The organism is Microbulbifer regidiadema (SeqCode), assembly GCF_052467605.1.
Genome location: NZ_CP174316.1, coordinates 3,271,249 through 3,289,451, shown reverse-complemented (window position 1 = coordinate 3,289,451; position 18,203 = coordinate 3,271,249). Strand labels below are relative to the sequence as shown.

Here is an 18,203-nt window from a genome sequence, read left to right as displayed (position 1 = left end):
ACTATCAACTAAAAACTGATGCTGTAAGGTTAAAAACATTCTGAGTAACTATTGGTTTATCAAAATTTTAATTTCCGCTACAGCACGCCTATGCACATCGTAAATCTCTCTACTTTATCGACCAACTATCCCCCTGATCTGCTACTGACTCACACAAAAAGATAATTCCCAAATTGCCCACCCAAAATTATCAAAGATATATTTTTACGCTGTGATTTCAGTGGAAACGCTTGCGATATTCACTGGGCAAAATACCTTTATGCTTGCGGAAGGCCCTGCGCAACTGTTCCTGCGACTGAAATCCACAGAGCTTGGCCACCTTGTCCTGCGCTTGGTTTTGTTCGGAAAACAACTGGCAAGCCCTTTCCACCCTGATCTGTTCGAGAAAACGAGCCGGTGTCACCCCGAGTTCACGGACAAATGTACGGGCGAAATTACGCGGACTCATCGCTGCCTGCTGAGCCAGCCTCTCCACCGTTATGGGCTGCTCAATATTTTGGTACATCCATTCAATTAAAGCGGCAAAGCGATCGCTATTGATCTGGTTCTCCAGGCGAACGCTAAACTGCTGTTGCCCACCATCCCGCTTTAAATACAGGACAAGAATTCGCGCCAGGTTCAGCGCCAGGCCCCGCCCGTGATCTTCCTCAACCATATACAGCGCCAAGTCGATGCCAGCGGTAATTCCGGCGGAGGTATAGACATTGCCATCGCGGACAAAAATAGCGTCCGGGTCCACTTCTATCTGCGGGAATGTCTGTAGGGCGGGGACGTCCGCCCAATGGGTCGTTGCACGCCGCCCATTTAAAACACCCGCACTGGCGAGTATCAGTGCTCCGCTACAGATTGAGCCAATGCGAGCCACCTTTTTCTGCTGCTCCGCCAACCACTCCAAAACCGGACTACTCTCACAAGCGCGCTGGCAGGACTCCGGTGGTATACCGCTCACTAGCAAGGTGTGGATATCCTCAACTTCTGCCAGGGCGTGCTCTACAAAAACCTTGACCCCGGTTGAGGTCATAACCGGGCCGGGCTCGGGCCCCACCAGCTGAATGTCGTAAAAGTCCCGGTTGGAGCGCCCCAGCTTGCGCAGCTGGTCGTTTGCCAGAGAGAAGACTTCCAGGGGGCCTGTAATATCCAAGCTGGTTGCCCCCGGGCAAACCACCATCGCAACCTTTCTAGCGCTATTATTTTCTGTTTGTTGGTGCATATTCATCTCGGCAGTTTTCCACAACAGCAAGGTGACAAGAATGACGTACTGACACTAAATTCTGCCATCAATTGTCAGCTTAGACACTCTATTCGATGAAATTGGTGACTATCCCCCAGGTCGTGGGGCTTCAGTGGAGGCCCCCAGTGTGCAGCCGCGCTATCTCTGGCTTTCGGCGGCGCTGGGCTAAAGCATGGCTCCGCGACTGTGGACTCAATCTCCCCAGGAGATAAAGGCCCAGCTGGGAGATAGAGACTTGACCTCCACAGAGTGGTCCGCACAATTGCGCTCTAATTTGTACAAGTTAACGGAGATTCCCTTTGCTGGAGTTAATACTAAACCGGGGCGCAGAGCGCCGACTCAAGCGCGGCCACTTGTGGATTTACAGCAATGAAGTGGATACCAAGCGCACTCCATTAAAGGGAATTGAGGCGGGCAGTCAGTGCCATATTCGCGATAGCCAGGGCAAGCTGCTCGGCACCGCTTTTATCAACCCGAGCCAATTAATTTGTGGCCGATTAGTCAGCCGCGACACTGACTTTTCCACAGATACCGTAAGTGAGCGCATACAAACGGCGTTCGAGCAGCGCCAGCGCTACTTTTCTCACCCCAGCTATCGAATGATTTACGGCGATTCGGACTGGCTCCCCGGCCTGGTTGTGGATAGGTTTGGGGACTACTTGGTAGTCCAGGTCAGCAACTGGGGCATGGAGCGCTACCAACAGACAATTGTGGATAAGTTGGCGGACTTAATTAATCCCAAGGGCATTCTCCTGCGCAATGACCACCAGGGCCGTGCAGTCGAGGATATGCCTCAAGTACAGGCTGTGGCTTTTGGCGATGTACCGGAGATGGCCCCGTTTGAAGAGAACGGCGTGCCACTTCTGGCCCCGGTACACCAAGGTCAGAAAACCGGGTGGTTTTACGATCACCGGGAGAATCGCAGGCTGTTAAACCGCTGGATCGGCGGCAAGAGGGTGTTGGATCTGTTTTCCTACGCCGGTGGCTGGGGCATCCAGGCACTTGCCCACGGCGCCACTGAGGTCGTCTGTGTGGATGCCTCCCAACAGGCTTTGGACTGGTGTTCCCTCAATGCGGACCACAACGGCCTCGCTGACAAACTCGGCACCGTCCAGGGCAAGGCGCTGGATGTTCTCAAGGGAATGGTTGCTGAGGGCGAAAAGTTCGATGCCATTGTGCTCGATCCCCCCGCATTTATTAAAAGAAGGAAGGATCACAAGGCCGGCCTCGCCGCCTATCGCCATATCAATGAGCTGGCAATGCGTTTGCTGGCAAAGGATGGGCTGTTAGTAAGTGCTTCCTGCTCTATGCACCTGCAATCCGATGAGCTCCTCGACTGTGTGCGCGGCGCCGCCCACCGCCTGGGGCGCCGCGCATCCATTCTCGCCAGCGGCGGCCAGGGCGCAGACCACCCGGTACACCCAGCAATCCCGGAAACCAATTACTTAAAAGCCCATTTCGTACACCTGGGCTAAGCAGCCTCGCCCATAGGCTCGCAAGGGGGACTGTAGCACACTGCTCAGTCCCTATTTTTCTTTTACAGGTAGAGTGTAAGCGCTCACTTAGCTTTGGTTTTGTTTGGGATATAGCACCATTTTTGACTAGGATTTGCCCAATTGTTCAGGGTGGAGCTGGTTATGCTTCGGGCAGCAGAACGTTCAGACCTGAATCGACTTGAGCAGCTCTGGTTGCACGCCGCAGTCCACTCCCACCCCTCTCTATCGCGCCATTTTTGGCTCAACCATAGCCGCCTGTTCCGTAGCGAGCAGAGGGACTGCAAGCGCTGCATTGTCTTTACTGACCGCCACGCCGCTGTCGCTGAAGCCTTTATCACCATCACTGTGGATAATCGCCTGGCTTACCTGTGCGTCAGCCCTCTGTTCTCCAGCTGCGGTATCGGCGCCCGCTTGATGTCTGCGGCCAGCCGGGGGCTGCCAGAGCTCCGCGCCGAGCTCCTCAGGGAGAACCTGCGCACGCGCTACTTCCTGCAACGGCACGGGTTTGTGGAGTCTGCACGCTACTACCGGGCCGAATACGGCCAGCATATGTTGCTGATGTCCTATCGCTGCAGCCGATCCGGGCAGCAGCGGAGGTAAATTTTCACTCTACTTATAACTTTAACTTCTTGATTCACTTCTTTTTATTGTTTCTACGCGACTCCTGAACCGGGTAGCATGACCCCTATCCTAATTTTTCTGGGCGCTGATTTTTATGGGACACAACGCTTCCAGCCATACTTTACAGCCAGTTCTGGAGCGCACTTTTCACCAGGGTGCCGATCTGGAATCGATGAATTTGCACTTCGCCGGGGCCAAACCCAGCGAAATTATGCAATTCACCATGGAGCACGCTCAGAACCCGGTGGTGTTCACAAACTTCCGCCCGCTGGCGGTGGCCTTTCTCCACTTGGTCACCCGCGCCAAGGCAGATATCCCGGTAATCTGGGTGGACCACGGCTACAACACCCCGGAGACCTACCGGCATATTGAGAATGTAGTCAAATCTCTCAATTTGAATCTGCGCACCTACTCACCGAAGATGTCCGCAGCCCACTACAACGCCGTATACGGGGGCATTCCACCGCTGGATACCCCTGAGCACGACTTTTTCTCCAGGACTGTCAAGCTGGAGCCCTTCAACCGCGCCATGCAGGAACTTAAGCCGGATGTGTGGCTAAACGGCATCCGCCACGACCAGAATTCGCACCGCAAGAACCTGGATATTTTTACTCCGGGCAACCACGGCACTATTCGAGTGGCACCGATGTTCCACCTGAGAGAAATCGATGTGGAAGAGTATGTTTACGAGAACGACCTTCCCGATAACGATGTGTACTTTGACCCCACTAAGGGGGAGGAGCACCGGGAGTGTGGGCTGTTACTGGAAAAATAGAAGGCAATGTCTGGCGGAGGCAAGTTTACTCCGCCCGACCTACTTTATTGTGTCCAAAGTGCTTCTAACTACTCAACAATAACGCTGCTCTGCCATTCTAAGAGTCGCCAATCAAATAGCGGGATTACTTATCCCATTATGGCGACTTCAAACCTGATTACTCCGCACTTAAATAACTTTTACCACATGTATTCAAATATCAATGTACAGTAGTTGGTAATCCATCATATTTCAGCCTGCAAAGAAAACAGTCAGTATCAATAGCTGGAATTGTAATCTTCTCTTGTTTACTGCTGCTGGCTTGTTTAACCTGGCATAAACGAATTGGATTTTTTTGATGCTTACTTTTGTAGACCTTTTTTGCGGTGGGGGCTTTGGTGCACGTGGTGCAGTCAGCGCCGGAGCGGTACCTCTTCTGGCGGTTGACGCATGGGATCTGGCGACAGAAACCTATCAACATAACTTCCCCGAAGCCGAAGTTCTTACCAAACGCATAGAGGATGTGGTACCGAGGAAATATGCGCGTAAGTATCAACCAGATGTACTTCTTACCTCTCCTGAATGTACCTCCCATTCGATTGCCCGGGGTGCCCGCCCCGGCTGCGAACGGAGTAAGGAAACCGCCCTGGGAATAATCCCCTGGATGCAAGCCTTAAAACCCCGTTGGGTAATCGTAGAAAACGTGCCACGTATGAAGAAATGGGATGGTCTGGAAAGCCTTATCCTGGATATCCAGGCTCAAAAGTACGAGGTTAGCCCATTGGAACTGAATGCTGCTGACTTTGGGGCCCCACAAGCCAGAAAGCGTATGTTTCTGGTTTGCGACAGGATGGGAACGACGGTAACCAAGGAAGATCTTCTGAAGCTTCATAGGCGTCGGCGGAAAACGGCTGCATCAATTATTGACCGTTCAGGGCAGTACAAATCCAAGCCTCTATACAGCCCGAATAGAGCAAAGGCAACTATCGAGCGTGCCGAACGCGCTATTGCCGAGCTGGGAAGAAACAAAGACTTTCTTATTGTCTATTACGGTTCCGACTATGCCGGAGGCTGGCAAAGGCTTGAAGACCCTTTGCGTACAGTAACGACACTAGACCGCTTCGGCTTGGTCACATGGGAGAAAGGTGAGCCTCAGCTTAGAATGCTCCAACCACCGGAACTGCTTAAAGCAATGTGCGGCAATAGCAAACACAAACTGCCTGTGGGTAATCGCCGGGATAAAGTCAAACTTTGTGGTAATGGAGTCTGTTCACCAGTTACAGAAATTATTTTCAAAAAGTTGAACCAGCTCGCGCAGATCAACCGTGAAGTAGCATGATGGAGATCATCAGTACAGATCTTTTCGACCAGGATCTTTTTGTTGATACAATTTACGGTGGTTCCAGAGAGGGTAACTACTCTGATGAGCCGCTTCCTGCACTGTTAAGTGTTGATAACGGAGCAGGGTTCCGTGTCTCGGAAGCCCGAGAACGGTAGTTGACACTCTTAAGTTACTGGTACTTCAGACTGATTCCTCGAATCTTGACTGGCCAGATGAGCTGGATATTGAAAACGGCTTGTTTACTTACTATGGTGACAAGCGCGGGCTTGGCGATCTGCATGATACAAAGCGTGACGGAAATAAAATCCTTCGCAGTATTTTTGAGTACTGCCACGGCAAGCCCTCACCCACAACGGCATTCCCCCCTATCCTTCTCTTTTGGAAAACAGGCACATACCACGATACGAGATTCCTAGGGGTGGCTGTCCCGGGTGCCAAGGGCATGAGTTCTGACGAAGATCTCACCGCGATTTGGAGCACATCTTCTAAAGGAGTGCGGTTCCAGAACTATCGGGCGATGTTCACAATACTAAATGTGCCCGTTGTGTCGAGGTGCTGGTTGCGGGATGCGCAAAACGGCTTGGCCCTGACTTCCCCTTACGCCCCTAAGCCATGGCTGGACTGGATAAATAAACGTTAATACGATCGGCTGGTCGCAGACAGAACTGTTGCTATCCGGTCAACGAAAGATCAAACGGATCTTTCTGCCGAAGAACAATCAGTTATCTCATCCGTTTACAATCGCTTCAAGGATTCTCCAACCGGGTTTTAGTCCCTCGCCGCTGATTTGGTCAGCATCGCGATGCCAAATGCTCACAATATTGAGGTAACCCGGGGATGGAGGCAAAATGCTATGCAATCAACAATGGTGTTGGAGTTAAAGAGCTTTCACGTTTGATTTCCCGGTTGCGCCATCGACAGTTTGGGGTGTTAGTAATCACTTCCTATCTCGCAAGCCAAGCTTACAAGGAGCTTAAAAGTGATGAACACCCAGTTGTTGTTTTGAGTGCTATTGATATTGCCAGGCTTCTGCTTAAGAAACTAGGCCACCTTTTGGATGTTCAGAGGTGGTTGGAGAAAAATTACTGATTCAGGAGAGCTTCAACGCGATTCACGCAGGCCGGTAAATCCTCTTTTATCTCATGCTCCCAGATCCTGAGAACCTGCCACCCTGACTCTTGTAGTTCTTTTGTGACCCTCTTATCCCTCTCACAGTTTTTATTGATTTTATCAACCCAAAACTCAGTGCGAGTTTTTGGCGTTACAAAATGTTTTGGGCATTTGTGCCAAAAACAGCCGTCAACAAATATAGCTAGTCTTTGACCGATGAAACACATATCAGGCTTTCCTGGTAGCGTACTTTTTACCCGGTACCTATAACCCTTTATCCAAATAGCTTTCCGAAGTAGCAGTTCTGGCCCTGTATCTGTTCCACGTATCCGCGACATACAACGTCGTCGCTGTTTCGTGCTTAATACATCAGCCACTCCGGTTAACTCTCTGGAGACAATAGCTTTTTAGTATTTTTGACAATTTTCGATTTATGGAGATCTGGTTGACCCTGACGCCCCACGTAAGCTGAAAAGCGTGATTGAATATCCTTCAAGAACAAACCTGAGACCGTGGCAACTCTCGAGGTCTTTGAAAATTCGTCGTACGACCAAGTAAGTATATTCTGAAAGTCTATTAGCGAAGGACTTAGATCACTGTGTCCGGGAAGGAATACGAACTTCTCCCTCTGCCCTTTAACAAGGGTGTTCAACAGTTTTTCCCGTTTATCTGATGTGTCTTGATCAGGTTTTAGAATACCGTGATCCAAGAATTTTTGGCGCTCTACTTGAATAAGTGGAGCAATAATAATTCTTCCTGCATTTATTTCAGGTTTTCCTTCGACTACATTCCTTACCGCAATATCACACGCGGGAGACAGTACGATGTACGTAGCTCCGCATTCTGCTTTAACAATATCCCCTGTAGCGATATGTTGTCTAATTGGCGGTCTTACATAGACTTCCGCCTCATGAAAATGTCGATCATTATCTTCAGGGAGATGTAGATACTCTCCTAGATGATTTATGGTATATCTAACTAGTGCTCGATCGGATAGCGGGTTTTCTGTATCTAAATCATGGGCTAGATGTTTCCAGAAAATTTTATGCAAATATTGATCAATTTCCCCTCTGACTCCAAGAAACTTAGTTACGCCGGTCTGTATAAGGCTTAGTAATGTATTGAATATTTTTTCATTGGGTTCGTCGCGACTATAGAAGCGGAGTACATTTGATTTTTGACCTACAATTTCGGGGTCAAGATTGTTCAAATTCCCCGAAACTACAAATACGGGAAAACGTTGGTTATCAACTATTTCATGAAGAACCAGATTTCCTGTCGGCTGATCTGGATCGTTTAATAAGTTTAAGTCGACAATAGCTCCATCGAAATTACTTGATGATAAAGCTTCGATCGCTTTCTTTGCGGTATCCGCTCTTTCGATTTCGATTTCGATTTGACTATCTTTGTTAGAGAGCTCTTCTGCAGTCTCTTGATAGCCTTCGAACATGTCGTCGTCATCTTCGACAATCAAGAGCTTATAGTTGTTTTCCATTATTGCTGCGGTCCTTTAAATTCGATTTCAAATGCTGCTCCACGGTCATCATGCTTGGCCTCTATCGTTCCACCAAGACGACTCATCGCTTCTCCAGCTAGTGCCAGTCCTAGTCCTGTTCCACCGGGCTTCATACTATAGCCTGGTTCGAACATTAAGCTCAGATTCCCACCTTGGAACCCTGGACCATTATCTGAATATTCGATCAAAATTTTGTCATCTTCCGTCAGCACATTTACAGATATTTTTTTGTTCGTTGATTTCGAATGACTGTGCCAGAAAATGCTGTTTTCGATGAGGTTGGAAATGACTGTAATAAAGTCCATCTCATTTCCGGTGACATAAAGCTTGTCATCTACCGTGTTCACTTCGAAAGAAATTCGTGCTGAATCCAACTCGGAGGCGAAAATTGCAAAAGCATTCTGTACCTCGGTCTTTACTATCAAATTTTTATTTGGTGAGCGTCGAGTACGAGCCAGCGGCTCAATTTTGTTAAATAAATATCTCAACCCTTTACTGTGAGATATAACTTTATCTCCACGCTCTTCTATTTTTGAGGCAAGCTCTTCACTGGGTGAAGTTCGCATATGAGATGACCACTTTGCTATCCGCGGCACAGTCTCAGAGATGTACTTAATGTGTTTCCGACCCTCATGAAGCAGTACATGAGTAATTTTGCCAAGAGTAGCCTGTCCTTGATAGATTGCGATTGTGTCCCTGATTTTTCTGGCTATCACAGACTTCTTATGTTTTTCGTCTTCTAGGACTTTTTCAACAACTGCACCAACTCGCGCTCTCTCTTTTTGCGAAATGCCGAGTTCATCTAGACCTTTACTAATCCGTTTACGGGTATCGTCGAAATCAAATAGAGTATTAACTTCATCGTCTAGTGTTCTACTACGCCCACCTTTTTGTGCTTTCTCCCGGTAACGACTCCTTCTCGCAGCAAGTTCATTTACTGCTAAGGATACAACTGTGACTAGGCCATAGTATGCGCCGTTTTCGACCAATCCATCTCGCGCACTTTTTTCTTGTAATCCAGACTGTTCTTCGGGCCGGACATATATAAAGCCGATGACTTGATTATGGCCAATCTTATGAGAAGGATCTTGCACCCTCTTTTTATCTAGCTCTAACCAATCGAAGGATTGCTCACCGTAGGGTCTTATCTTGAATTGTTCTCGATATAGGCCTACACCGTAGTATTCATCAAGAATTTTCCGAGCTTCTTGCTTCCCTACGTATTCTCCTGAAGTGGGGTTTTTCAATCCTCTTTTGATTATGTGATCAATGCTATCTGGATCGCGATCGTAAACTCGAAGATCTAAAAATATTTCACCCGGGTACACTTCGCCGGTACTGATATCCAATGGAATATTTAGCTGAATTTTTTCAGGCGGTAATCCAGGCACATTTTGATTTTCGAAGGCAAGTTCAGCTTTTCCGGACGCATCAACTTTCCCGGAGATTTTGTAATCATAAAGATCAAGGACAGGAAATGGTTCAACTTCAATGTTACGGTTAGAGTAGTCTTCTAGTGGAAACTCACCGAACTGCAACTCCATTTCGAATTTATCATGGTGTATTTCATAGCCTTGGCTATGCGCCATCTCATAAACTTCGGCTGGTGCAGTGAGGCCTCGTAACTCTACGAGTAGTTTGTGGAGCTGTTTTGGGGTCCATATATCTCGGATCTCCTGAGGAGAGACACCATCTCTCTCTATCTCTAGCCTTGTACCATTAGGCTTTCCTGTTTTTATAACATCGATGAGAATATCAAACTCATCCAGGTACTGGGTGGACTCGAGCTGCTCCATATCTAAGATTAGCGATGTAGTGACACCATCTTGTGTAGTTTCGAGCAGGATTCGCTGTCCCAAAATCGCGGCAGCAAATCGGCCAATTCCCTTCCTTCCCTGTAGAACACGCCCTCTAGAGCTATTTTTCCTTACCAATTTGTCGTCGGTCGCAGGTACTAACCACTGATTGGTAACGATATCCTCGCTCATTCCATGACCATGATCCTCTACACCGATGGTCAAACGACTACTTTTCTCCTCGTAATTAAAAGAAATAACCACATCAGGTGAATCTGCATCGTATGAATTCTTAACCAATTCGACGATGGCCGCATAGATATCTTTGATTAAATCCTGGCCGATTGTTCTGATCAGTCTTGCGGCCGGTCGGATCTTATAGGTTGGACGGCTCATAGTATTGCCTATTTTTTTCACTATTTCGCACGTGTGAGCTCGAAATTACCTCACTAACCTCTATATTGATTTGCGTTATTTCGTGCGAGCCTACAGCCAGAATATGTTTTTGACTTGGTCACTCAATCGGAGGGAGGCTCCCCGGCCGCAGTGCATCTATCTGAGACTGGGGAGCAAAGTTTCTGAGACCCGAAATGCCAATTAAACGTCCAGATTCTCCACCGCCAGGGCATTGGTCTCGATAAAGTCGCGGCGCGGCTCTACCTGATCGCCCATCAGGGTGGTAAAGATCTGGTCTGCTGCGATAGCATCCTCAACGGTGACTTGCAGCATACGGCGGCTCTCGGGGTCCATGGTGGTTTCCCACAGCTGGTCCGGGTTCATCTCACCCAGTCCCTTGTAGCGCTGGATACCGTAGCCCCTGCGACTCTCTCCCATCAACCACTCCATCACTTCCGGGAAGCTGCCAACCGCGTGCTGCTTCTCGCCACGCTGGATAAAGGCGCCGTCTTCCAGCAGGCCCACCATCTTCTCGCCCAGCGCGCAAATAGCGGCGTACTCAGCGGAGTCGAAGAACTCGTGGTTGATCAGGTAGTCGCTGCCCACACCGTGGGCCACGATATGGATATGGGGCAGGAACAGGCCGCGCTCGGTGTTCTCCTGCACCGTTACCTCGTGGCGACGGGTTCCACCACTCTCTTCACCGGCGAGTTTTTCCTGTAGTGCCTCGCTCCAGGCGGTAACTTTTTCCCGGGACTGTAGATCTTCCTGGGACAGGCGCGGCAGGTAGATCATGCTGCGCAATACTTCCTCTGGGTAGAGGCGCGACAGGCGGTCTATAGTGGCCAGGACGCTGCGGTACTCGCCAACCAGGCTCTCCAGGGAGGCGCCAGATAGCCCGGGGGCATCCGGGTTCACAAACAGCGTGGCGCCCTCCAGGGCGGCGTTGGTAAGGAATTGGGTCAGGGCAGCCTCATCCTTCAGGTACTGCTCCTGTTTGCCCTTGGAGATCTTATACAGCGGCGGCTGGGCGATATAGATGTGGCCCCGCTCGATCAACTCCGGCATCTGACGGAAGAAGAAGGTGAGCAGCAGGGTGCGGATATGGGCTCCATCCACGTCCGCATCGGTCATGATGATGATGCTGTGGTAACGCAGCTTGTCCGGGTTGAACTCACTCTTGCCGATGCCACAGCCCAGTGCGGTAATCAGGGTACCCACTTCGGCACTGGAGAGCATCTTGTCGAAGCGCGCTTTTTCCACATTGAGGATCTTACCCTTCAGCGGCAGGATCGCCTGGGTGCGGCGATCGCGGCCCTGCTTGGCAGAACCACCGGCGGAGTCACCCTCCACCAGGTAAATTTCAGATAGTGCCGGGTCTTTTTGCTGGCAGTCCGCCAGTTTCCCAGGCAGGCCGGCAATATCCAACGCGCCCTTGCGGCGAGTCATCTCGCGGGCCTTGCGGGCCGCCTCGCGGGCTTTGGCTGCGTCGATCATCTTGGTGACGACAGATTTGGCTTCCTGTGGGTTCTCCATCAGGTAATCGGTGAAGTGGTGGCCCATCTCCTGCTCTACAGCGGGCTTCACCTCGGAGGAAACCAGCTTGTCCTTGGTCTGGGAGGAGAATTTCGGGTCCGGCACCTTCACAGAGATAATCGCGGTGAGACCTTCCCTGGCGTCATCGCCAGTGGTGTTCACCTTGTCTTTCTTGCCCAGGCCTTCCCGCTCGATATAGCTGTTCAGGCCGCGGGTCAGGGCGGCACGGAAGCCCGCCAGGTGGGTACCGCCGTCGCGCTGGGGAATATTGTTGGTGTAGCAGAAGATGCTCTCCTGGAAGCTGTCGTTCCACTGCAACGCCACCTCTACTGCAATACCGTCTTCGCGCTGGCTCTGGAAGTGCAAAACCTTATTGATCGGGGTTTTGTTCTGGTTGAGGAACTCCACAAAGGCACTCAAACCACCTTCGTATTCGTAGACCTCTTCCTTACCGCTGCGCTCGTCTTTCAGCACGATACGCACCCCAGAGTTCAGGAAGGACAGCTCGCGCAGGCGTTTGGCCAGCACGTCGAAGTGGAATTCGATATTGCTGAAGGTGTCTGCTGACGGCTTGAAGTGTACCGTAGTGCCGGTGGTGTCGCTGTCACCGACGATATCCAGCGGCGCTTGGGGCACGCCGTGGTGGTAGGTCTGCTCGTGGATCTTGCCACCGCGACGAATAGTCAGCTTCAACTCCCGGGACAGGGCGTTAACTACCGAGACCCCTACCCCGTGCAGACCACCGGAGACCTTGTAGGTGTTGTCATCAAACTTACCGCCGGCGTGGAGGACGGTCATAATCACCTCTGCCGCAGAGACGCCCTCTTCCGGGTGAATCTCTGTGGGAATACCACGGCCGTTGTCGGATACGGAGATAGACTCATCCGGGTGGATAGTTACGCGGATCTCATCACAGTGGCCGGCCAGCGCTTCGTCGATGGAGTTGTCGACCACCTCGAATACCATGTGGTGCAGACCGGTGCCATCATCGGTATCGCCGATATACATTCCGGGGCGCTTGCGCACCGCATCCAGGCCTTTCAATACCTTGATACTGCTTGAGTCATAGCTTTGCTGCTCTGACATTTATTCGCTCCATTCAACTTATTGTGCGGCCGAAGCTTCGGCGCTGATCTTCCCATGTTCCACGTGGAACACTTGTGGGCAATTCCAAGGGGCATCTAGTTGCCGCCAGGGGCGGCTCGTAGTGCCCTCCTCAATTCCGGTTACAAGCACTTGGCTGGCACAACGCCCCACCCAGTGTGCAAATAGATGCTGATTACTGTCATCCAGTTCTGCCGGCAAGTCATCTACCAGGAATACTGGCATATCCCCCTGCCTACAGACTACCTCCGCCATGGCGGTGCGCATCGCACACACCAACATCTTCTGCTGGCCGCGAGATAGGATATTGTGGGCCGACTCACCGGCTACGGTAAAACGAATATCCGCTCGATGGGGGCCAATACGTGTGTGCCCCTGGGAGACATCTGACTCCCGCGATTCAGACAGAGCACTGCGCAGGTCCGCCTCTTTGCGCCAGCCCCGGCGATAACTCATATCGACACGGCTCAAGAGACTCTGCGGCAACTCTTCAAGGAGTCGCGCCACGGCGGCCTGCAATTGGCTGAACTGGGCCAGGCGCAAGTGGTTAACACGCTCGCCACTGAGCGCCAACTGCTCTTCCCAGATCCCCATACTGGCGTCATCGATTTTACCACGACGCAGGAGTGCATTTCGCTGCCGCAGTGCGATTTGGTAATTTTTCCACTCCTGGGAGAATAAAGGTTCCACGTGGAACACTGTCCAATCCAGTAAGCGGCGCCGTACCCCGGGACCGCCATCCAGCGCCGAAAAGCTTTCGCTGTTGATTAATTGCAGGGGCAGGCAGCTGGCCAGCTGTGAACTGGATTCAGCCGGGGACTGGTTAACCCTAATCCGCCCGGAGCCATCCACAAGCCGTTCAACGCCTAAATTGAATCCCGTATCCAGCTGGGCAAACACCGTCAGTCCACCCGTGTCGTGCTGAATAACTGACTTGTGCTGACGAGAGCGAAACGAGCGCCCGGTTGCCAGCATATGTACCGCTTCCAGCAGGGAGGTCTTGCCGCTGCCGTTGGCACCACAAAAAACATTAACACCCGGTCCCAGCTGGAGGTCGGCGGCGTGGATATTTCGAAAGTTTGATAAGAGAAGGCGGGTCAGCGCCACAGACACTTCCCCCTAATTGAAGGGCGCGATGCAGTGGCATCGCTGAGCTTAACGGCTACCCCGCGCAGCGGCGGGGTAGCCCCAATCCATTCAGAAAAGAGCAATGGGAGGATAGCCTTACAGGCGCATGGGCATAATCACGTATAGCGCGTCGCCATCTTCGGGCTGCTGTAGCAGCGCACTGCTATTGGCATCGGCTAGACTGATACGAATCTGGTCGCTGTGGATAGCGCCAGTCACATCCAGCAGGTAGGAAACGTTAAAGCCAATTTCCATCGGCTCTCCCACGTAATCCACCATCATCTGCTCTTCCGCCTCTTCCTGCTCCGGGTTGTTGGCAACAATCTGCAGCAGCCCCTCAGAAACCTGTAGGCGCACCCCGCGGTACTTCTCGTTGGAGAGAATAGCGGCGCGGGAGAAGGCCTGGCGCAAGCCCTGGCGATCCGCATAGACCACATTGCCCGCACCACGCGGCAGCACGCGTTCGTAGTCCGGGAACTTGCCATCCACCAACTTGGAAGTGAAAGTAAACTGGCCGCTAACCACTCGAATATGGTTGTTGCCCAGTACCACCTGTGCTTGGACATCGCTGTCTTCGAGCAGGCGACCCAGCTCCAGGACACCCTTGCGGGGTACGATAGCCTGAATCGGAGTGGCGACATCCAAACCCGGGGCGTCGCGGTCGCACAGGGCCAGGCGGTGGCCGTCAGTGGCAACCGCTCGCAGTTGTTGCGGACGGCACTCAAGCAGCAGGCCATTTAGGTAATAGCGTACATCCTGTTGCGCCATCGCAAAGCTGGTGGCCTCAATCAGGCGGCGGATTTCGCGCTGGGAGATATCAAAGCGAGTTTGCGCATTGGTCTCCTCCTGATTGGGAAAGTCCGCAGCGGGCAGTGTCGACAGCTGAAAACGGCTGCGGCCACTGCGCAATATCAAGCGCTCGCCATCGCGCTCAAACTTCAGTTCGGCACCATCCGGTAGAGAGCGACAGATATCCAACAGCTTGCGTGCGGGAACGGTCACCTCACCTTCCATCTCTACACCGTCTACACCGAGACGGCCGACAATTTCCACTTCCAGATCAGTACCGGTCAGGGACAGTTCCTGCCCGTGTAACTGCATCAACACGTTGGCCAGGACGGGCAGTGTTTGGCGTTTCTCAACAACACCGGCCACCAGCTGTAACGGCTTCAGTAGGGCGTCCCGGCTCACATTGAATTTCATCGGTAGTTTCGCCTTGTTTTGTCAGTTATTCGATTAAGTGGTCAGCGACCGCGTCAGCAGCTTAACGTCCTCGCGGATATCCGCATCGGACTCCTGCAACTCGCGAATTTTGCGGCAGGCATGTAGCACTGTTGTATGGTCGCGGCCACCGAAGGCATCGCCGATCTCCGGCAAGCTGTGATTGGTCAGCTCCTTGGCCAGGGACATGGCGACTTGGCGGGGGCGGGCCACCGAGCGGCTGCGCCGCTTGGAGAGCAAATCCGCCACCTTAATTTTGTAGTATTCAGCGACAACCCGCTGAATATTATCCACACTGACCAGCCGATCCTGTAGGGCCAGCAGGTCTTTTAGCGCTTCGCGCACCAGGACGTCGTCAATAGCGCGACCGGTAAATTGCGCATTGGCGATTACGCGGCGCAGTGCGCCCTCAAGTTCACGTACATTGGAGCGAATACGCTGGGCGATAAAGAAAGCGGAGTCGTGCGGTAAGTCCACACCGACCTGCTCGGCTTTCTTCATCAAAATGGCTACCCGGGTCTCGAGTTCCGGCGGCTCTACCGCCACCGTCAATCCCCAGCCGAAGCGGGATTTCAAGCGCTCTTCCAAGCCGTCGATCTCTTTCGGGTAGCGGTCACAGGTCAAAATAATCTGTTGACCCCCCTCCAACAGAGCATTAAAGGTGTGGAAAAACTCCTCCTGAGAGCGCTCCTTACCGGCAAAGAACTGGATATCGTCAATCAACAGGGCATCTACAGAGCGGTAATAGCGCTTAAAGTCGCTAATTGCATTGAGCTGCAATGCCTTAACCATATCCGCCACAAAGCGCTCGGAGTGCAAATACACCACCTTGGCGTTGGGGTTGCGCTCCAGTAGCGCATTGCCCACGGCGTGCATCAAGTGAGTTTTCCCCAGTCCCACGCCCCCGTATATAAAGAGGGGGTTATAGGCACCGCCGGGATTGTCAGAAATTTGCTGTGCCGCAGCGAGGCCCAGCTGGTTGGATTTACCCTCGACAAAGGACTTGAAGGTAAAGTTCCGATTGAGGGAGCTGCCGTGCTTGATCGCCCCCTCTACCTCGACTTGCCTGGCCGGTTGCTCCGGTATAGAGCGCGCCATACCATTCATCGCCGGTGGGCGCAGCTCTGTAAGCGCCAGTTCACCCGTGGTCATCTGCTCAGCGGTTACCTCCTCCGCCACAGCGGGGTGCGGCACCGCCCTGGCAGCACCAAATCCGCCCCCCACCGACGCAGTCACTGGAGGCGCTGTACTGGCAACCGGCGGCACAGATACCGGCGGCGGCGTCACTGCTGGCTGCACCGGCGGTGGTGACGGGGGCGGCGCTGCAGCTGCAGTTGGCGCCGAATGCACATGCGACGTTACTGGCGGAGCTTCATTCATTACCCGGCTGCGCTGAAAGCGGGCCGGTCGGCGAGCAGTGATTTCTAGCGCCACTTGCAGCGGTCGCCCCGGTGCAAACTGTTGCACCAACTCGCGAATACGGTGCAGGAATTTATCGCCAACCCAGTCCAACACAAAGCGGTTCGGCGCGATCAGGCGCAGCTCGCCCTCCGCACTGACGGGATTGACGCGCAACGGCCTGATCCAGGTATTAAACTGCTGAGATGGCAGTTCGTCCTGTAAACAGCTCGCGCATTGCTTCCATACGGATTCAGTCAAGAAACCCCCCAAAAACCCCAAAACGGTAAGACCAAGGAGAAACGGCAGAACCGGGTGGGAATCACCCGAGGCCGTCAAATAAGATCGGCGCAGTATACCTTTCCATTATCAGGTTATCCACAAGAAAGGCCGCATCTGTTGAAAAAACTCAGTGAAAAAGTCCATGTAGTCGAGTTTTTGCACAATAATTAGACAGAATCAAGGGGAAGATCGCCATAGATATCCACAGGAGGCTGTGGATATCTTGGGGCCAATAGGTGGGCATCCAGAGATACCCCTGATGGCTCAAAGACTTGTTGAGTTGATCCCATAGATACCAGCTCGTGCATCGACAAAGAGAATTTCACTCCTCTGTCCGTTGCTTTCACTGCTGGCTTTCTATACAATCCGCCGCCTTCGCAGCGCGTAGCTCCGTCTGCACCGGCTCTGTGCCGGACCGGAGTCCAGGCCGCGGCCGGGAAAGGTCCCGAGAAATTTTGAACACAAAGTCTCAGGTAGCAAGACTATGAAACGCACATTTCAACCAAGCAACTTGAAGCGCAAGCGCACTCACGGTTTCCGCGCTCGCATGGCAACTAAAAACGGCCGCAAGATCCTGGCCCGCCGTCGCGCTAAAGGCCGCAAAGTACTGTCTGCATAAGATCTCTTTTCTTTTAGAGATATCTCTTTATGCAGCAGGTGCGCAGCAGCTTCGGATTTGCCAAGACGCTGCGCCTGCTCAATGCGGCGCAGTATCGCTTGGTATTCAATGAAAACCAGGTGCGTGCCGCACACCCTCATCTGTTGATCCTCGCCCGTCCCAACTCCTTGGAACACCCGCGACTCGGTCTCGTTATTGCCAAAAAGCATGTACGCAACGCCTCCGACCGCAATCAAATCAAGCGTATAACCCGGGAAACCTTCCGCCTGCAGCAATACGATTTGCCGCCGCTGGATGCCGTGGTTCTGGCGCGCCCCGGGGTCGCAGATCTGGATAAGGCCGAGCTGGCAAAAATACTGAATAAACTCTGGCGCAAACTGGCCAAGCGGGCGCGACAGCCGCAACCTCGATCATGAAGTGGATACTGATCAAACTGATCCATGTATACCGCTACCTGGCCAGCCCCTGGGTAGGCAACCAATGTCGCTTCTACCCCACCTGTTCCCGCTACTCCGAAGAGGCTATTAAAACCCACGGAGTGGTAAAAGGGGGTTATTTAACTCTGCGCCGCCTTATAAAATGCCACCCCTGGCACCCTGGTGGACTGGACCCTGTCCCCCCCAGCAGACACAAGAACACGCTCTAGGTATTAA

Annotated in this window: 17 protein-coding genes; 9 read left to right on the top strand and 8 right to left on the bottom strand. The window is 52.3% G+C overall.

Features of this window, described 5'->3' with window-relative positions; translation table 11 throughout:
- Positions 1 to 217: 217 nt before the first annotated feature.
- Positions 218 to 1,210, bottom strand: coding sequence for a GlxA family transcriptional regulator (locus tag ACJJIF_RS15025; protein ID WP_444929140.1), 993 nt, complete (start codon positions 1,208 to 1,210; stop codon positions 218 to 220).
- A 320-nt stretch (positions 1,211 to 1,530) separates the two neighbouring features.
- Here ACJJIF_RS15025 and ACJJIF_RS15020 point away from each other — a divergent pair, with 320 nt between their 5' ends.
- From ACJJIF_RS15020 to ACJJIF_RS14995, 6 genes are all read left to right on the top strand, one after another.
- The gene (locus ACJJIF_RS15020) at positions 1,531 to 2,706 is read left to right on the top strand and encodes a class I SAM-dependent rRNA methyltransferase (RefSeq protein ID WP_444929139.1); all 1,176 of its coding nucleotides are present in this window, start codon (positions 1,531 to 1,533) and stop codon (positions 2,704 to 2,706) included.
- A gap of 162 nt (positions 2,707 to 2,868) precedes the next feature.
- The gene (locus tag ACJJIF_RS15015) at positions 2,869 to 3,327 is read left to right on the top strand and encodes a GNAT family N-acetyltransferase (protein ID WP_444929138.1); all 459 of its coding nucleotides are present in this window, start codon (positions 2,869 to 2,871) and stop codon (positions 3,325 to 3,327) included.
- A gap of 115 nt (positions 3,328 to 3,442) precedes the next feature.
- Positions 3,443 to 4,123 carry a phosphoadenosine phosphosulfate reductase domain-containing protein gene (locus ACJJIF_RS15010; RefSeq protein WP_444929137.1) on the top strand — a complete coding sequence of 227 codons (681 nt, stop codon included), beginning with the start codon at positions 3,443 to 3,445 and terminating at the stop codon, positions 4,121 to 4,123.
- Between the two features lie 337 nt (positions 4,124 to 4,460).
- Positions 4,461 to 5,441, top strand: a complete 981-nt coding sequence (locus ACJJIF_RS15005) for a DNA cytosine methyltransferase (RefSeq protein WP_444929136.1) — start codon at positions 4,461 to 4,463, stop codon at positions 5,439 to 5,441.
- Between the two features lie 175 nt (positions 5,442 to 5,616).
- Entirely contained in the window at positions 5,617 to 6,084 is a 468-nt protein-coding gene (locus ACJJIF_RS15000) for a hypothetical protein (protein WP_444932363.1), read from the top strand.
- A 197-nt stretch (positions 6,085 to 6,281) separates the two neighbouring features.
- The gene (locus ACJJIF_RS14995) at positions 6,282 to 6,533 is read left to right on the top strand and encodes a restriction endonuclease (protein WP_444929135.1); all 252 of its coding nucleotides are present in this window, start codon (positions 6,282 to 6,284) and stop codon (positions 6,531 to 6,533) included.
- Here the strand turns inward: ACJJIF_RS14995 and ACJJIF_RS14990 are convergent.
- The 7 genes from ACJJIF_RS14990 to dnaA form a co-directional block, all read right to left on the bottom strand.
- Positions 6,527 to 6,931 (bottom strand): very short patch repair endonuclease, encoded by a 405-nt coding sequence (locus ACJJIF_RS14990; RefSeq protein WP_444929134.1) that lies wholly within the window; start codon positions 6,929 to 6,931, stop codon positions 6,527 to 6,529. The two genes, ACJJIF_RS14995 and ACJJIF_RS14990, sit on opposite strands and share 7 nt — an antisense overlap.
- A 5-nt stretch (positions 6,932 to 6,936) precedes the next feature.
- Positions 6,937 to 8,049 (bottom strand): response regulator, encoded by a 1,113-nt coding sequence (locus tag ACJJIF_RS14985; protein WP_444929133.1) that lies wholly within the window; start codon positions 8,047 to 8,049, stop codon positions 6,937 to 6,939.
- The gene (locus tag ACJJIF_RS14980) at positions 8,049 to 10,262 is read right to left on the bottom strand and encodes an ATP-binding protein (RefSeq protein WP_444929132.1); all 2,214 of its coding nucleotides are present in this window, start codon (positions 10,260 to 10,262) and stop codon (positions 8,049 to 8,051) included. The genes ACJJIF_RS14985 and ACJJIF_RS14980 overlap by 1 nt, the downstream gene beginning before the upstream one ends.
- Positions 10,263 to 10,463: 201 nt before the next feature.
- Positions 10,464 to 12,884 carry a DNA topoisomerase (ATP-hydrolyzing) subunit B gene (gene gyrB / locus ACJJIF_RS14975; protein WP_444929131.1) on the bottom strand — a complete coding sequence of 807 codons (2,421 nt, stop codon included), beginning with the start codon at positions 12,882 to 12,884 and terminating at the stop codon, positions 10,464 to 10,466.
- Positions 12,885 to 12,902: 18 nt separating this feature from the next.
- A complete protein-coding gene (recF, locus tag ACJJIF_RS14970; RefSeq protein WP_444929130.1) occupies positions 12,903 to 14,009 on the bottom strand; it encodes a DNA replication/repair protein RecF in 1,107 nt (368 codons plus the stop codon).
- Between the two features lie 117 nt (positions 14,010 to 14,126).
- Entirely contained in the window at positions 14,127 to 15,233 is a 1,107-nt protein-coding gene (dnaN, locus tag ACJJIF_RS14965) for a DNA polymerase III subunit beta (RefSeq protein WP_444929129.1), read from the bottom strand.
- Positions 15,234 to 15,266: 33 nt separating this feature from the next.
- Positions 15,267 to 16,910, bottom strand: a complete 1,644-nt coding sequence (dnaA, locus tag ACJJIF_RS14960; protein ID WP_444929128.1) for a chromosomal replication initiator protein DnaA — start codon at positions 16,908 to 16,910, stop codon at positions 15,267 to 15,269.
- Between the two features lie 505 nt (positions 16,911 to 17,415).
- Between dnaA and rpmH the strand changes: the two genes are divergently transcribed.
- From rpmH to yidD, 3 genes are read left to right on the top strand one after another with little or no spacing between them, the layout of a single operon-like run.
- Positions 17,416 to 17,550, top strand: coding sequence for a 50S ribosomal protein L34 (gene rpmH / locus ACJJIF_RS14955; RefSeq protein WP_020413885.1), 135 nt, complete (start codon positions 17,416 to 17,418; stop codon positions 17,548 to 17,550).
- Positions 17,551 to 17,579: 29 nt separating this feature from the next.
- The gene (gene rnpA, locus ACJJIF_RS14950) at positions 17,580 to 17,966 is read left to right on the top strand and encodes a ribonuclease P protein component (RefSeq protein ID WP_444929127.1); all 387 of its coding nucleotides are present in this window, start codon (positions 17,580 to 17,582) and stop codon (positions 17,964 to 17,966) included.
- Complete coding sequence (gene yidD, locus ACJJIF_RS14945) at positions 17,963 to 18,196, top strand: membrane protein insertion efficiency factor YidD (protein ID WP_444929126.1); 234 nt, start codon at positions 17,963 to 17,965, stop codon at positions 18,194 to 18,196. The genes rnpA and yidD overlap by 4 nt, the downstream gene beginning before the upstream one ends.
- Positions 18,197 to 18,203: the final 7 nt, after the last annotated feature.

What these genes read in the sequence shown, in the direction of transcription:
- ACJJIF_RS15005 (WP_444929136.1), top strand. Translation starts at nt 4,461, where the DNA reads ATGCTTACTTTTGTAGACCTTTTTTGCGGTGGGGGCTTTGGTGCACGT.
- ACJJIF_RS15025 (WP_444929140.1), bottom strand. Translation starts at nt 1,210, where the DNA reads ATGCACCAACAAACAGAAAATAATAGCGCTAGAAAGGTTGCGATGGTG.
- yidD (WP_444929126.1), top strand. Translation starts at nt 17,963, where the DNA reads ATGAAGTGGATACTGATCAAACTGATCCATGTATACCGCTACCTGGCC.
- ACJJIF_RS15010 (WP_444929137.1), top strand. Translation starts at nt 3,443, where the DNA reads ATGGGACACAACGCTTCCAGCCATACTTTACAGCCAGTTCTGGAGCGC.
- ACJJIF_RS15015 (WP_444929138.1), top strand. Translation starts at nt 2,869, where the DNA reads ATGCTTCGGGCAGCAGAACGTTCAGACCTGAATCGACTTGAGCAGCTC.
- ACJJIF_RS14985 (WP_444929133.1), bottom strand. Translation starts at nt 8,049, where the DNA reads ATGGAAAACAACTATAAGCTCTTGATTGTCGAAGATGACGACGACATG.
- dnaN (WP_444929129.1), bottom strand. Translation starts at nt 15,233, where the DNA reads ATGAAATTCAATGTGAGCCGGGACGCCCTACTGAAGCCGTTACAGCTG.
- rpmH (WP_020413885.1), top strand. Translation starts at nt 17,416, where the DNA reads ATGAAACGCACATTTCAACCAAGCAACTTGAAGCGCAAGCGCACTCAC.
- ACJJIF_RS14980 (WP_444929132.1), bottom strand. Translation starts at nt 10,262, where the DNA reads ATGAGCCGTCCAACCTATAAGATCCGACCGGCCGCAAGACTGATCAGA.
- ACJJIF_RS14995 (WP_444929135.1), top strand. Translation starts at nt 6,282, where the DNA reads ATGGAGGCAAAATGCTATGCAATCAACAATGGTGTTGGAGTTAAAGAG.
- gyrB (WP_444929131.1), bottom strand. Translation starts at nt 12,884, where the DNA reads ATGTCAGAGCAGCAAAGCTATGACTCAAGCAGTATCAAGGTATTGAAA.
- rnpA (WP_444929127.1), top strand. Translation starts at nt 17,580, where the DNA reads ATGCAGCAGGTGCGCAGCAGCTTCGGATTTGCCAAGACGCTGCGCCTG.